Source organism: Pelagicoccus albus, assembly GCF_014230145.1.
GTDB lineage: Bacteria > Verrucomicrobiota > Verrucomicrobiia > Opitutales > Opitutaceae > Pelagicoccus > Pelagicoccus albus.
In genome coordinates, this window is record NZ_JACHVC010000013.1 from 99,501 (window position 1) to 114,869 (window position 15,369).

The window sequence follows — 15,369 nt, forward strand, 5'->3', positions numbered from 1 at the left end:
GACGGCGATAATGCAAATAATGACTTCCGCAAAGCACTCAGACCCATCCGGCATCACTACGCTTCCTTTGTCCAAATCCGCCTGGACCTTTCGGAACGCGAAGGAAAGCAAATTCTATCCCGCAACGGTACCGGGCTGCGTGCACACCGACTTGAGAACGGCCGGCCTGATTCCAGATCCTTTTTGGGGGTCGAACGAGCTCGATCTGCGTTGGATCGAAAACGAGGATTGGGTCTACGAAACCGTTTTCCAAGTAGACCTGGAGCAGCTGCAGGGTGAACGGGTCGAACTCGTCGCGGATGGTTTGGATACGATCGCAACCGTTTCCGTAAATGGCCAGGAAGTCGCCAAGACCAACAACATGTTCATCGGATACCGGTGGGATGTGAAGAGTCTGCTGAAAGACGGTTGTAACACTATTTCAATACACTTTGCCAGCTCAGCCGTATACGCTCGCGAGACCCGTACAGACTACGAGGGCGGCGTGCTGAATGACCCGGAAAGTCGCGCTCCGGTCATCCGCAAGGAGCAATGCCAGTTTGGCTGGGACTGGGGGCCACGTTTTGTCACTGCAGGCATCTGGCAGGACATCCGGATCGAATCCGCTCCCGCGAATGTTTTGCGATCTTTCAAGGTCGAACAAGAGCACCGGGAGAATGGCGAGGTGCTTCTTAGCGTAAGTCCTGAAGTAGATGGGCGACTACGTTCCCTCGACTACTCGCTGGAAGTTTCTCTGAACGGAGTTTCCGCTGGCACAGTTGCCAGTCTCGGAAATGGTCGTTTCGAAGTGCTGATCGAAAATCCCGAGCTATGGTGGCCCAACGGACTGGGCTCGCAGCCACTTTACGAAATTTGCCTGAGTGCAACCAGCAAGCAGACAGGCACACCCGCTGGATCTTGCCAAAAGACAATCGGACTGCGCACCATTAAACTCGTGCGGGAGGCCGATGAGGCAGGGGAATCCTTTTATTTTTCCGTGAACGGGAAACCGGTCTTTGCTAAGGGGGCAAACTGGATTCCCGTTCACGCTTTCGTTGCCGGACTGACGCGTGACGACTACGCTCGCGATCTCGAAAGTGCAGCGGCAGCCAACATGAACATGATCCGCGTCTGGGGTGGCGGCATCTACGAAACGGAGGATTTCTACGACCTCTGCGATGAGCTAGGCCTCCTCGTATGGCAGGACTTTATGTTCGCCTGCGCTCACTATCCTGGAGACGCCGCTTTTGTTCGCAGCGTAAAGGAGGAAGCAACGCAACAGGTCAAGCGGCTTCACCACCGAGCGTCTCTCGCCCTCTGGTGCGGCAACAACGAGTCCGAGCTTCTAGCCGCCAAAGCCCTGACCGTTCCGAAAAACCTAAAGGACTATAAACGAGTATTCGAAAAGCTATTACCGGAAGTCGTTTCGAAAAATGATGGCCAAACCGACTACTGGCAATCATCGCCGCATCGTCCTGATGGCGAAAATGGCCACGAGGCTGGTGAAAAGCATGGAGACACGCATTTCTGGGATGTCTGGCATGCCCGTCATCCGGTTAAGTCCTACGAAAAGTGGAACTTCCGCTTCTGTTCCGAATTTGGCATGCAGAGTTACAGCTCGCCTGCGACGAACGCCACCTTCTGTTCCGCTGAGGATAACAACGTCTTTGGCCCGGCCATGGAAAACCACCAGAAGAACTGTGGTGGAAACCAAGTTATCCTCGACTACGTCTCTCGCAGATACCGCTTCCCCAAAAGCCAGGATGACCTGATCTATCTTTCTCAGCTGAATCAGGCCTATTGTATGCAAGTCGGGGTGGAGCACTATCGTCGCCTAATGCCGCATTGCATGGGAGCATTGTATTGGCAATTAAATGACTGCTGGCCGGTCGCATCATGGAGCTCCATCGAATTTACGGGACGCTGGAAGGCTCTGCATTTTATCGCCAAGCGTTTCTTTAGCCCCGCCTTGGTGACGGCTAAAGTGGATGGCGACGAAAGTTGGGGCATTGGCAACTACCGGCACAGCGACATAGAACAGCTTGAACTCTATACTGTTTTCGACGGTGTTCCGAATGCCAAAGGGCTACTGAGCTGGGAGCTGTTTCACGTAAATGGCGAATCCTTGCTGCAAGGGACCAAGCGGGTCAACTTGCGCTATGGAGAGAGCAAGAGCCAAAAGACTTTGAAGCTCGCCAAGCTGCTAAAAAAGCACGGTCGAGATAATCTGTTTATGCGGATCGCTTTGGACAGTGATGATCAACGGCTCAGCGAAGACACTGTATTCTTCACGCCGATACGGTTCGTGGAGTTGCCGAAAGCGGAAACGAAAGTCGCTATACGGAAGCTGAGCAAGACGGAGTTCGAATTGGATTTCACCTCGACCGCTTTCCAGCACCGCTTCGAGTTCGATTTCCCAGGTCTTTGCTGCAAAGCCAGCGACAACTACTTCGAGTTGTACGCCGGAGAAACGAAAACCGTTCAGATCGAATTCCCAGAACCTGTGGCCTTGGGACAGCTGAAGCGGGGAATCAAATACCGCTCCTTGGTCAACACCTACTAAAGCAAAGCCCCGATGAACGCGTCTCTCCCCAAAATACTTTTAGTCCTCTCATTGATAGGAGTCGTTGGTAGTGCCTCCGCCGTGCCGGAACCTTCACCGGCACGGTTCGGAGCCACACCGACCGCATCACAGGTGGAATGGCAAAACATGCAAATGTACGCCTTTGTACATTTCACTATCAACACCTTTACCGACAAGGAATGGGGCTTTGGCGACGAGTCGCCCGAAATGTTCAACCCCACAGATTTTGACGCCCATCAGATCGTCCAGACCATTAAAGATGCTGGCTTGAAGGGTCTTGTGCTCACCGCCAAACATCACGATGGATTTTGTCTCTGGCCAAGCGCCTACACCGAGCACGATATCTCCAACAGTCCGTTTCGTGATGGAGAAGGGGACCTCGTGAGGGAAATTTCCGATGCCTGTCGCGAGGCGGGTATAAAGTTCGGTGTCTACCTTTCGCCCTGGGACCGCAACCATGCTAAGTATGGAGAAAGTGAGTACATCGACTACTATCGGAATCAATTACGCGAGCTTTTGACCAACTACGGACCGATCTTCGAGATATGGTTTGACGGTGCCAACGGCGGCGATGGCTGGTATGGAGGAGCGAACGAGACCCGGAAGATCGACCGTAGCACTTACTACGATTGGGAGAACACTTGGAGTATTGTTCGCGAACTGCAGCCAAATGCCATCATCTTCAGCGACGCAGGTCCTGATGCCCGTTGGATCGGAAACGAGCAAGGCTACGCGGGCGAAACGAGTTGGGCCACCATCAACGTGGGCGACTCTACTCCTGGAAACGCGGATACCAAGCAGTTGGAAAACGGTGACCGCTTCGGCAGCGACTGGATCCCTGGCGAGGTAGATGTATCCATCCGGCCCGGCTGGTTTTACCACGCTAAGGAAGATGCGGAAGTGAAGACGCCCGAGCGACTGCTCGAAATCTACTACGACTCCATCGGCAGAGGAGCGAACTTGATCTTGAATATCGCTCCCGACAGGAGAGGTCGGGTTGCAGATATCGACGTCCAATCGCTGCTCGGCTGGAAGGCTTTGCTCGATGCGACATTCTCTAAGAATCTAGCCTTATCGGCTTCTGTTTCAGCCAGCGATACGAGAGACGTTACGCAACGTTTCGCGGCCAGTAATCTCTTGGACGGAGATCGAAGCACGTATTGGAGTACTCAGGACGAGACGAAACAGGCATCCATCGAACTAAGTTTCGACGAAATGCAGCGATTCAACGTGGTGGAGATTGCCGAATACATTCCCCTCGGGCAGCGTATCGGAAGTCTAAGGGTTTCCTACTGGAACGAGGAAGAGGATGCTTGGCTCGATTTCGGGTCAGCCCAAAGCATCGGAGCTCAACGACTGATCAAAGGGGCTCTTACAACCACTAAAAAGGTTAAGCTCACCGTCGAAGACTCCGCGGCCTGTCCTGCCGTTTCCGAAATCGGAATTTACTTTAGTCCCGTCGAATTCAAATGACCACTACACGAGAGAACGCGAACCAACGTCTCGCTTGGAGAGAAAAGATATCCTACGGTTTCGGGGATTTGGCCTCTGTCATGTTTTGGCAGACCTTCATGGCCTATTTGCTCTTTTTCTATACGGATGTATTCGGAATTTCGGCAGGATTGGCGGGCACGATGTTCCTTCTTAGCCGTTTGCTGGACGGGGTAAACGACCCTGCCATGGGCATGATCGCGGATCGCACCCAAACGCGCTGGGGCAAGTTCCGTCCCTACATCCTATGGTTTAGTATTCCCTTCGCGGTCCTCGGTGTCCTGACCTTCACCACGCCTGATTTTTCCTACACGGGCAAGGCTATCTGGGCTTTCATCACCTTTAACCTATTGATGATCCTGTATACGGTAATCAATATTCCGTACACCTCGATGCTCGGCGTTTTGACCTCCAATCCGAACGAGCGCACGAGCTTGGCTCAGGTTAAATTCCTTTTCGCGTTCATCGCAGGTGCAGCTGTATCCGCTACGTTGTTACCGATGACGAAGGCTTTGGGAGGTGATAATGCTGCCAAGGGCTGGCAGTTGTCCTTCGTCGTCTACGGGATTCTCTTTGTCGTTTTCTTTCTCATTACTTTCTTGGGAACCAAGGAACGCGTAAAACCAATCGCTGATGAAAAAAACAAGATTGGTGACGACTTGAAGGCGCTGTTTTCAAATCGGCCCTGGATCATTCTGTTGCTAGCGACTTTAACGCTAATTCTTTTCATCGCGACTCGCATCACCGTAATGGCTCACTACTTCAAGTACTTCGTGGGCCCGCAAACAGTAAGTCTACCTGACTGGCTGGGCGGAACTCGGGAGATGTCCTTCGAAGTGCTCGTTTCCGCTTTTAACACGACAGGGCAAATCTCCTCCATCGTAGGTGTCTTGCTAGTGGGCGTGTTTTCTAGGATGTGCGGCAGTCGCAAGCAGGCCTTCTCGATTCTGCTCGGTATTTCGATTATCAGTACAGCTGTTTACCAGTTTCTTGGTCCAGATCAAATCGGAGCGATATTCTTCTTCCAGATTCTTCTTTGCGTAACCAGTGGCCCCTTAAGTCCCTTGCTGTGGTCGATGTATGCGGACACGGCAGACTATGGGGAGTGGAAGTCCGGACACCGTAGCACTGGCTTGGTTTTCTCCGCTTCAACCATGGGGCAAAAGGTTGGCTGGGCCATCGGATCAGCTGTCGCGGGCTGGCTGCTTTCCGCCGTTGGCTTCCAGTCCAATGTAGAGCAAACTCCGGAAGCTCTTGGTGGACTCGTCCTCTTGGTAGGGCTTATCCCGGCCGGCTTTGGAGTTCTATCCCTCGTGGTACTGGCCTTCTATCCGCTCAATGAAGCCAAGGTAAAACAAATCGGAGCGGAGCTCGACGAGCGAAGAGACGGTATCGCCTAAGGAAAAAGGAGAAGGGAAAACGCGTATGGCCAAGAGTCGAATAGGAAGCTGTGTATTGGGAATTTTGATATGCCTAATACCTCTTTGTGAAACCCTAAAGGCTGACCCTGTCGTGAAGTCCGAGTTTATCTACGATGTCGGTCCGTATCCATCCGTTCACGCTTCGACTATCGTAGAGACGAGCGAGGGCTCCTTGCTGACCGCTTGGTTCGGGGGAACCGGTGAATCTCGCGACGACGTCTGCATTTACCTCTCGCGATACGAAGACGGAGAATGGACAAGTGCGTCAGCCGTGGCAGACGGGGTGCAGGGTGACGGGTCGCGTTTTCCCTCTTGGAATCCTGTGCTATTCCAAGCCAAAGACGGACCGCTAATTCTTTTCTACAAGGTCGGGCCTTGGCCCGCCGCATGGTGGGGCATGATGAAAACGTCGGAGGATGACGGCCGCACTTGGAGTGCTCCCCACAAGTTGCCGGAGGGAGTTTTAGGTCCCATCAAAAACAAACCTATTCAGCTGGCTGACGGCACCCTCATCGCTCCTTCCAGTACGGAAGACCCGGGTGAAGGAGGAGCGGGTTGGCAGGTCCAGATCGAGCTTAGCAAAGACCTTGGGAAGACCTGGCAAGTGGTGGGTCCGCTGAATACCAAGGAAGAGTTTAACGCAATCCAGCCCTCGATCCTAGTACACGAGGGAGGTCGGCTGCAGATTCTTTGCCGCACCATGGAAAAGCAGTTGGTCACCAGCTGGTCGGAGGATAATGGTCTAAGCTGGTCTAAGCTGAAGCCAACCGGGCTGCATAATCCAAATTCGGGTTCGGATGCAGTAACGCTGAAAGACGGACGGCAGCTGCTCGTCTACAATATGCGTGACGGCCTAAAGACGCCGGAGGGGATGGGTGAGATGGATCGTTGTCCGTTGAACGTTTCACTGTCCGAGGACGGTGTGAATTGGGAGATGGTCCTAGTTTTGGAAGATAAGCCATTGCCATCTGGATACGCTTATCCGGCCGTTATACAGACCAGCGATGGACTGGTGCACATCACCTACACCTGGGACCGCCAAAAGATTAAGCACGTGGTTCTAGATCCCGCCGAACTATGAGAAAAGGCGAGGCACAGGGTTCATGGCTCTTAAGAGTCGGTCGAAGGCGTCGGAGGGTTCCCAATTCTGCGGTATTCGCTGGGAGACATACCGTAGGCATGGGCAAAGGCTCGGCTAAAAGTATAGACGGAAGTGAATCCACAGTTTTCGGCGATCTCGGAAATCCGGCTGGTGCCAAGTCGCAACATACCGCAGGCTTTTTCAAGCCGGAGTTGCCGGAGGTGTCTGCCCAGGCTGATGCCGCACGACTCCCTGAAGCGAGCTCGCAGGTGGCTCTCGCTGATACCGACCGTCGCCGCCATCTCCTTAGCGCTGGGCATTTCCCTCGAGCTCAAAGCCATCTGATTGACGCGAGAGAGAAGGGTGCTCGGAGCGGGTTGCGTCCCTTCCGTGCGGACAATCGGTTCCACCAAACGGATACGCTCCAGCATAAGCCGAAAAACTGCCACCGAGAGGTCGTCATTTCCCGGAAGCAAGTAGGCCTGAATCAGGTCATGAGCGAGTCTTTCCAAATTAGGGGAAAGCACAAATGGACTGTAGCGGAAACGTTCGAGATCGGAAACATCCTCGATGTCGAAAGTAACAAAAAACCACAGCAGGTCTTCGCTTTCTGGGGCCGAGTAGTCGTGAAACTGGAACGGGAAAACGAGCAAGGCCTCCCCCGGATTCAAGGGAATGTTTCGGTCGTCCACACAAACCGTTGCGGCGGTTTTGAGATTCATAATGAGCACGCAGCGATGGTGCAGAGCTCTTCCGTTTTGGGGGCGGTTAAGGTCTGATGCTGCGAGGCGACAAAAGCACACGATGTTGTCCACGTTCGGTCGGGCGGAAGCCTGTTTGCCGATCAGCTGAACCATGGGAGAGGGAAGCAGCGGGATCATTTTCTCCAGATCCTGCGGGGTTTCATCTTCAGATCCTATCATTTTTGCTAAATCACTCATCGTTTTTGCGATTCTTTAGCAAGACCGATACCGCTATTATCCATAACGTAGCTTTCGGTCATTTTTTCCTGAAAATATCCCATTTTGTAAAAAACGAAGCGAACAGCTGCTCAAATTTGAAACGCGATGGCTGCCTAACCAACCGTAAAACCGTAATATATCCGCTGCATGAATACACTTTTTCGACCTAAGAATTTTCTCCTAAGCAAGAAGCACAGCCACTGCCGTTCGGCCAAAATTTTCGCCTTTTCAATCTCCGCCTTTTTTATGTCTATTTCTTCACTACACGCAGAGTATTCGTCAAACTTGATGCCGGTTCCGGCAGAGATCAAAAACCTTGAAGGCAAGTTTGTATTGGGTAGCGATTTCCCGGTTGCTGTCGAAGGAGCGACGTCTGAGGCTCTGGAGAAAGCGGTTTTCCGCAGTCTTCGCCGACTAGAGCACCGGACTGGTCTCGTATTCGGTCGAGCGCCTGCAGGAGGCGACGTCTATGTGGAAGATGCTGCGGCAGCGAAATTGGTAATCGTTGCCAAGAAGGCCAGCCCGGACTTGCCGGTTTTAGGTGAAGACGAATCCTATTTCCTGTCCGTAAGCGAATCAGGAATACGCATCGAGTCCGAGACAACGACGGGTGCGCAAAGAGCTTTGCAAACTGTTTTTCAATTGCTCGATTCAGATCAGGAAAACTGGTTTTTTAGCGCTCTAGAAATCAATGACTCACCTCGTTTCGCATGGAGAGGCCTGATGCTCGACCCGTGCCGCCACTGGCAGCCAATCGAGGTTATCAAGCGGAACCTCGATGGAATGGCACTCGTGAAGATGAACGTGCTTCACTTGCACCTCTCGGACGACCAAGGTTTCCGTGTAGAAAGCAAGGTTCACCCGAAGTTGCATGAGTTGGGCTCGGATGGAAACTACTACACGCAGACTGAGATCAAGGAGATCATCGACTACGCAGCGGAGCGCGGCATACGCGTCGTGCCGGAGTTCGATATTCCAGGCCATGCTTCGAGTTGGGTAGTGGGTTATCCCGAATTGGCCAGCGGTCCGGGACCGTACTACATTGAACGTAAGTGGGGCGTGTTTGACCCAACTTTGGATCCGACCAACGAAAAGGTATACGAGTTTCTCGATACGCTTTTCGAAGAGATGACCGGAGTTTTCCCTGATCCTTACTTCCACATCGGAGGGGACGAGAACAATGGAAACCAATGGTCTGCCAACGAGCGTATCCAAAAGTTTGTTAAGGAAAATGATCTTGAGGACAACCACGGTTTGCAGGCGTACTTCAATCGTCGCCTGAACGAGATACTTTCGAAGTACAACCGTAAGCTTGTTGGTTGGGACGAAATCTTGCATCCGGACATCCCGCAGTCCGCTATTATCCAGTCCTGGCGGGGAGCGGAAGGCTTAGCAGCCGCTGCCAAAGCAGGACATAACGTGATCCTCTCTAACGGTTACTACATCGACCTTATCCATCCAGCTAAGGATCACTACCTGAACGATCCGCTGCCCGAGGGACATGGATTGAGCGAAGAAGAGCAGGCTCGTGTACTTGGAGGCGAAGCGACCATGTGGGCTGAGTGGGTTTCTCCAGAAACCATCGACTCTCGTGTTTGGCCACGAACCGCAGCCATCGCGGAGCGCCTTTGGTCAAGTGGATCGGTCAAGGATGTAGATGATATGTATCGTAGACTCGACTACATCAGCAACCGTCTAAGCGACATCGGTCTGTTGCACGACGCGAATCAAGATCTATTGGTTGATCGCTACGCAGGAGACCGAGCAAGTGCTGAAAGCAAAGAGGCGATTCACGAACTTCTGACCATGATCGAGCCCGTGAAGGGCTACGAACGCAGCAGGCAGCAGCCCCTGATGAACCAGTATATTCCTCTGACAGGTCTCGCTGATGCGGCTCGTCCAGACAGCAGATTGAGCCGTCAGTTCGACAACGCGGTTGACGCGGTAATCGCAGGGGATAAAGAGCTCTCTAGCCTTTCGCAGTTCCTTGGCACCTTTTCTGAAATTGCGTCAAAACTTGAATCTGCTGCTTCCGAGCTCGGACCACGCAGCACTGAGATCCTCGCCCTTTCCAAGCAAATCAAAGAGCTTTCAATCCTAGGCACTTCACTGGTCAGCGGAGACAAGAGCGGGCTTTCCAAATCGGAAGTAGAGACACAGTTGACTGAACTTTCTACGCCAGTTGCTGCTGTGGATATTCCTGCAGTGAAGGCCGTGGAAAAGCTCTACGCACATCTGAATAAGTAAATCGTTTCACGTTAAGCAATTCGGAAGACAGAGGGAAATGAATACACGAGGAAATGTGATTGGGAGCGTTATGGTCGCTCTAGCGGGAGTCTTTTTTATAGTGTGCGCCTTATTCACCAGCGGATGCGGTGGGTCGAGCGAGACAGTGTCGGCGAAACAGCCGGTGGACTATGTCGATCCTTTTATCGGCACAGGTGGTCATGGCCACACTTTCCCAGGGGCCACTGCTCCTTTCGGAATGGTGCAGGCGAGTCCTGATACTCGCATACTTGGTTGGGACGCTGTATCAGGATACCACTACACGGATAACTTCATCTATGGCTTTTCGCACACGCACTTGAGTGGTGTGGGAATTCCAGACTACTGTGACATCCTTGTAATGCCACAGGCAGGCGAGGGGACAATCGCAACCCCAATTCCAGAAGAGGACATTAACGGCTATGGAGCCCATTTCAGTCACGATCAGGAAACCGCTAGTCCTGGCTTCTACTCAGTACATCTGAAAGAGCCCAATATTGATGTTCAGTTAACTACCACCGAGCGCGTTGCCCTGCATCAGTACACCTTTAACGATACCTCCTCAGAACAGTCGGTTGTCATTGACTTGGCCCACCGCGATAAGGTTATCGACTCCTTTGTGGAAGTTCGTGGCGACAGAGATTTAGTTGGCTACCGACACAGTTCCGCATGGGCACCAACCCAAAAGCTGTTTTTCGCGATCCGCTTTGAGCGCCCAATCAAAAGCCTCAGCATTTTCGAAGACGGAACAGGCGTCGAGGGTAAGTCAACTCAAGGTAAGGCTTTGAGGGCTCTGCTCAATTTTGACCAAGCGGCGGATACAATTCAAATGAAGGTGGCGCTTTCACCTGTCAGTATCGAAGGAGCTATCAAAAATTTGGATACTGAGATGCCAAGTTGGGATTTTGATTCGATACACGCTAACACTCGGGATACTTGGAACAATCTCCTAGAAAAGATCGAAATCGAGACAGAGGACGAGGCAAAGAAGACGATTTTCTATTCGGCCCTCTACCACACCTACGTTAGCCCGAATCTATTCAGCGATGTAGATGGGTCCTATCGTGGACGCGACGACCAGATCCACAAAGCTGATCATCCCTATTATACGGTTTTCTCCCTCTGGGACACTTTTCGGTCCTTGCATCCATTGATGACAATTCTCGAGCCTGAGGCCACAGAGGATTGGGTTAAAACCTTCCTGCTCATGCACGAACAAGGCGGTCTGCTTCCGGTTTGGGATCTCGCTGGCAATGAAACCTTTTGCATGAACGGTTATCACTCTGTCTCAGTCATAGCGGACGCCTACCTAAAGGGTATCCAAGGATTCGACACGGAACTCGCTCTCGAGGCGATGCAGAATAGCGCCAACCAAAGCCATTTCGGTTTGAATGGTTATAACTCAGTTGGCTATGTCGGTCGTGACCACGGACGGGAAGGGGTATCTAGAACCCTTGAGTACACCTACGATGACTGGTGTATCGCAGTGTTCGCCGACGCGATTGGAAATGCGGACGTGAGTTCGACCTTCTTCAAGCGGGCATTGAATTACAAAAACCTGTATTCTCCTGAAGACGGATTCTTCCGAGCTCGTGAGAATGGTGGTTGGTACGAGCCATTTGACGAAAACGAGATCAACTTCAACTACACGGAAGGCAACGCATGGCACTACCGCTTCGCCGTTCCTCACGACGTTCGCGGGCTAGTCGAACTTTATGGAGGGGACGAGAATTTCAAAAACGCCCTCGACGCACTCTTCAATGCACCCTCAGACCTCGCGGGTCGCCACCAGCCTGACGTGTCTGGCCTTATCGGACAGTATGCACACGGTAACGAGCCTAGCCACCATGTCGCTTACTTGTACAACTACATTGGCGTACCTTCCGAGACGCAACGTCGCATTAGGGAAACGCTTCTAACTATGTATTCAACTGATCCTGACGGTCTCAGCGGTAACGAAGACTGTGGCCAGATGTCAGCTTGGTACATCTTGAGTTCTATTGGTATTTACCAAGTCGCTCCTGGATCCTTGCAGTACTCGATCGGCAGCCCCTTGTTCGACAAGGCATCCATTGATTTGGGGAACGGAAAAGCCTTCACCGTTATCGCCAAGAACCAAGCGGACGAGAACGCGTATATCCAGTCGATCAGCTTGAATGGTAAACCGCTCGAACGCTCCTACCTGACTCACGAAGAGATCATGAGCGGCTCGACGCTTGAGCTTACCATGGGAGCCGAGCCAAACTTGGATTGGGCAACGGATGTTGCTAATCGACCGATGACTTCCAACGAAGCGGCAGCGCTCGTTCCCGCGCCTCTGATCACCTCTCCTCGCGCCTTCAAGGATTCCACCGAGATCGTCATGACCAGCCTAGAGCCGGGCACTGAAATCTGGTACACTTTGGATGGAAGCGAGCCAAAGGTAGGAGAATCGAATCTCTACACCGGACCTTTCACGCTTGAAGACACGACCTACATGGCGGCCATCGCCAGTAAGAATGGAGTGGGTAGTACCACCGCGCTGGCTGAGACGCATCGTTTCGACGCACGTTTGCATGTAGAAGTGAATACACCGATTCACCCTCAATACACGGCAGGTGGCCCAGCAGGTCTCGTAGACGGAATTATAGGAACGGCAGACTTCACGACCGGACGCTGGCAAGGCTACGAAGATACCGATTTGGAGGTAGTCGTAGATTTGGGCGAGATCGGTGATATCGAATCTGCCGAAGTTGGTTTCCTTGAGGACCCAGATTCTTACATACGCTATCCAAACGACGTGGAGTTCGCCGTCTCAGTTGACGGAGAAAACTACGAAGTCGTGCAAACCGTTTCCATTCCAACTAGCGGACCAGACGTACGCGAAAGCAGTACGCGTCGTATCCAAATGACAACGCCAAGCGAGGGACGTTACCTCCGAGTGCGAGCAACTAGCCCAGGCGACGTGCAAGCCTGGAGCTCAACCGAAATGATCAAAAGCTTCCTTTTCTGTGATGAAATCCAAGTTGACTGGCAATAGCTCTATGAAGGCAAAAAAAACACTCCTACTCACCTCAGTACTCGGTTTAGGCCTTGCAAGCGGCTATGGCGAAGAAGAACTCGCCGAGAAAATGACCGATGCCCATAAGCTCGACCGTTACGTAGAGGATGCGAGTCCCGTAGTTCGTGAGCGTATCGAAGAGTGGCGTGATCTGAAGTTCGGCCTTCTTATGCACTGGGGTACCTACAGCCAGCTCGGTTTGATCGAGTCCTGGCCTATCTGCCCCGAGGATGAAGGCTGGTGCTTGCCGCCAACCGTAGACAACTACGATTCCTTCAAGACCATGTATGAGTCTTTGCCCTACACCTTCAATCCGACCAAGTTCGATCCAGAGCGTTGGGCCGCGGCTGCCAAGGATGCGGGCATGAAGTACTTGGTTTTCACGACCAAGCATCATGACGGATTTTGTATGTTCGATTCACAGTACACGGACTACAAAATCACCAACGAGCGCGTTCCGTTCTCCAAGGATCCACGGGCCGATGTGACCCAAGAAATTTTCGACGCATTCCGTGACGAAGACATGTGGATCGGAGCTTACTTCAGCAAACCAGACTGGAATAGCGAAGATTTCTGGTGGCCCCGTTTCCCCGCCAAAGACAGAAATCCGAACTACGATGTAGAGCGCTATCCAGAGCGTTGGCAGGACTTTGTCGATTTCACTCACAACCAAGTCATGGAACTCGTCGAAGACTATGGCGGCATCGATTTGCTCTGGTTTGACGGAGGTTGGGTTAAAAAGACCGAGTACTCCGATGAAGCTCTTCCAGAGGTGCCTGCTGGATATAAACTCGTCAAGGAGCCAAACCTCGACATTAAGATGGATGAATTGGTCGAGAAGGTTCGCGACGTAAATCCAGATCTGATTGTAGTTGACCGAGCAGTACCAGGAAAGAATCAGAATTACCTCACTCCTGAAAACCAGGTTCCTAACGAGATGCTTCCGTATCCATGGGAGTCTTGCATCATCCTTGGCGGAGGTTGGTCCTACTCGCTAGATGCCGAGTTCAAGTCCTCTCGCGAACTGATACACCTTCTTTCTGATATCGTCGCCAAAGGTGGAAACCTCTTGTTGAACATCGGTCCAGGCCCTGCAGGCACCTGGTACGAGTCCGCCTACCAACGTTTGGAGGACATCGGCGATTGGATGGATATCAACAGCGATTCGATTTACGAGACCCGCGTTGTCGCTCCCTATTTTGACGGGAAGCTGCGTTTCACGCAGGGGAAAGCTGGCGAAATCTACGCAACCTACCTTTTGGATGAAGGAGAAGAATCGCTCCCCAAGTCGATTGATCTCGGTAGCCTAGAAATCCCCGCTGGAGCGAGCGTCTCGATTCTTGGGGCAGAGGGCTCCGGAGTTAAGTTGTCCGGATCTAAGTTGGTGTTGAAAAAGGACCAGCAAAGTTCGCTCCCATCTCCTTACGCAGTGGTTTTCAAGATCGTTAAGTAATGAAGTCTTGCTCTCCATTTGCACCCGATACGCGGATACAGCGTTTCGGGCTAGCCACCGCTGTCGCTGCAGTTTTGCTCCCTGTCTTGGCGAGTGCATCTGACTACCACGATTGGAAGGAAAGGATGGCTGACATCGAGCCAGCGACCTACCAATGCCTCAAGGCGACGGAGCCCGTAGTAATCGACGGGAAACTCGACGATGCGGCCTGGCGGAATGCGGAATGGACAAGCGATTTTGTGGATATTGAAGGGGATGCAAAACCAAGACCGCGTTTTCAGACCAAGGCAAAAATGGCTTGGGATGACAACTATCTCTACGTATCCGCGATTCTGTACGAACCCGACGTCTGGGGTACTTTGACGGAGCACGATTCAGTCATTTTCCAAGATAATGACTTCGAGGTTTTCATCGATCCCGATAGCGACAATCACGGCTACTTCGAATTTGAGATCAATGCCTTGAATACGTTTTGGGACCTGACTTTGCCGAAGCCCTACATGGATATGGGATCGGCAGACAATAGTTGGGAAATTCGAGGCATCAAAACCGCCGTCTCTGTTCAAGGAACTCTCAACGATCCCTCGGACGAGGATCGTAGTTGGATCGTGGAGATGGCTTTCCCTTGGGAAGCCTATGGAGACACCGGAGTTCCGGAGGAGGGCGACTTTTGGCGGATCAACTTTTCCCGCGTACAGTGGCAGAGTACCGTGCGAGAAGGTTCTTATCAAAAGGTTCCCGGCACCCATGAAGACAATTGGGTTTGGTCTCCGCAAGGCGTTGTGGATATGCACCGACCAGAGATGTGGGGGTATCTGGTGTTTGGCAGTGAAGTTGCAATTGATGCCATCCAGTCGCGAGGAAGTCGGGATGCAATGTACTCAGTCTATTACGCTCAAAGGGATTATTACGCAAAGCACGAGAAGTGGGCTAAGACTCTAAAGAAGTTGGGTCTGAAAAGACTCGAAGGGCAAGTGGATTTAAACGCATCAAAAAGCGGATACAAGGCCTCCGTGACAGATGCATCCGGTACCTGGACAATCGATCATGTACGTCATGTCGAAGGACCAGACAGAAACTGAAATTTTAAAAG

The 15,369-nt window shown here is 52.2% G+C and carries 9 protein-coding genes; 8 read left to right on the forward strand and 1 reads right to left on the reverse strand.

The window, feature by feature from the left end; all coding sequences use genetic code 11:
* Positions 1-19 precede the first annotated feature (19 nt).
* From H5P27_RS15750 to H5P27_RS15765, 4 genes are all read left to right on the forward strand, one after another.
* Positions 20-2,542 carry a beta-mannosidase gene (locus H5P27_RS15750; protein ID WP_221774750.1) on the forward strand — a complete coding sequence of 841 codons (2,523 nt, stop codon included), beginning with the start codon at positions 20-22 and terminating at the stop codon, positions 2,540-2,542.
* A 12-nt stretch (positions 2,543-2,554) separates the two neighbouring features.
* The gene (locus H5P27_RS15755) at positions 2,555-4,036 is read left to right on the forward strand and encodes an alpha-L-fucosidase (protein WP_185661391.1); all 1,482 of its coding nucleotides are present in this window, start codon (positions 2,555-2,557) and stop codon (positions 4,034-4,036) included.
* Positions 4,033-5,454, forward strand: coding sequence for an MFS transporter (locus H5P27_RS15760; RefSeq protein WP_185661392.1), 1,422 nt, complete (start codon positions 4,033-4,035; stop codon positions 5,452-5,454). Before H5P27_RS15755 ends, H5P27_RS15760 begins: the two co-directional genes overlap by 4 nt.
* A gap of 112 nt (positions 5,455-5,566) precedes the next feature.
* Entirely contained in the window at positions 5,567-6,556 is a 990-nt protein-coding gene (locus tag H5P27_RS15765; RefSeq protein ID WP_221774751.1) for a sialidase family protein, read from the forward strand.
* A gap of 29 nt (positions 6,557-6,585) precedes the next feature.
* On the opposite strand, the gene H5P27_RS15770 is transcribed toward H5P27_RS15765, so the two are convergent.
* Complete coding sequence (locus H5P27_RS15770; protein WP_185661394.1) at positions 6,586-7,497, reverse strand: helix-turn-helix domain-containing protein; 912 nt, start codon at positions 7,495-7,497, stop codon at positions 6,586-6,588.
* Between the two features lie 168 nt (positions 7,498-7,665).
* Between H5P27_RS15770 and H5P27_RS15775 the strand changes: the two genes are divergently transcribed.
* The 4 genes from H5P27_RS15775 to H5P27_RS15790 are packed head-to-tail and all read left to right on the forward strand — an operon-like array spanning position 7,666 to position 15,358.
* Positions 7,666-9,765: a family 20 glycosylhydrolase gene (locus tag H5P27_RS15775; protein ID WP_221774752.1), complete on the forward strand. Its 2,100-nt coding sequence runs from the start codon at positions 7,666-7,668 to the stop codon at positions 9,763-9,765.
* 37 nt (positions 9,766-9,802) lie between these two features.
* Positions 9,803-12,802: a GH92 family glycosyl hydrolase gene (locus H5P27_RS15780; RefSeq protein WP_185661396.1), complete on the forward strand. Its 3,000-nt coding sequence runs from the start codon at positions 9,803-9,805 to the stop codon at positions 12,800-12,802.
* 4 nt (positions 12,803-12,806) lie between these two features.
* On the forward strand, positions 12,807-14,276 hold the full coding sequence (locus H5P27_RS15785; protein WP_221774753.1) for an alpha-L-fucosidase: 1,470 nt from the start codon (positions 12,807-12,809) through the stop codon (positions 14,274-14,276).
* A complete protein-coding gene (locus H5P27_RS15790; protein ID WP_221774754.1) occupies positions 14,276-15,358 on the forward strand; it encodes a carbohydrate-binding family 9-like protein in 1,083 nt (360 codons plus the stop codon). The genes H5P27_RS15785 and H5P27_RS15790 overlap by 1 nt, the downstream gene beginning before the upstream one ends.
* The last annotated feature ends 11 nt before the right edge of the window (positions 15,359-15,369 follow it).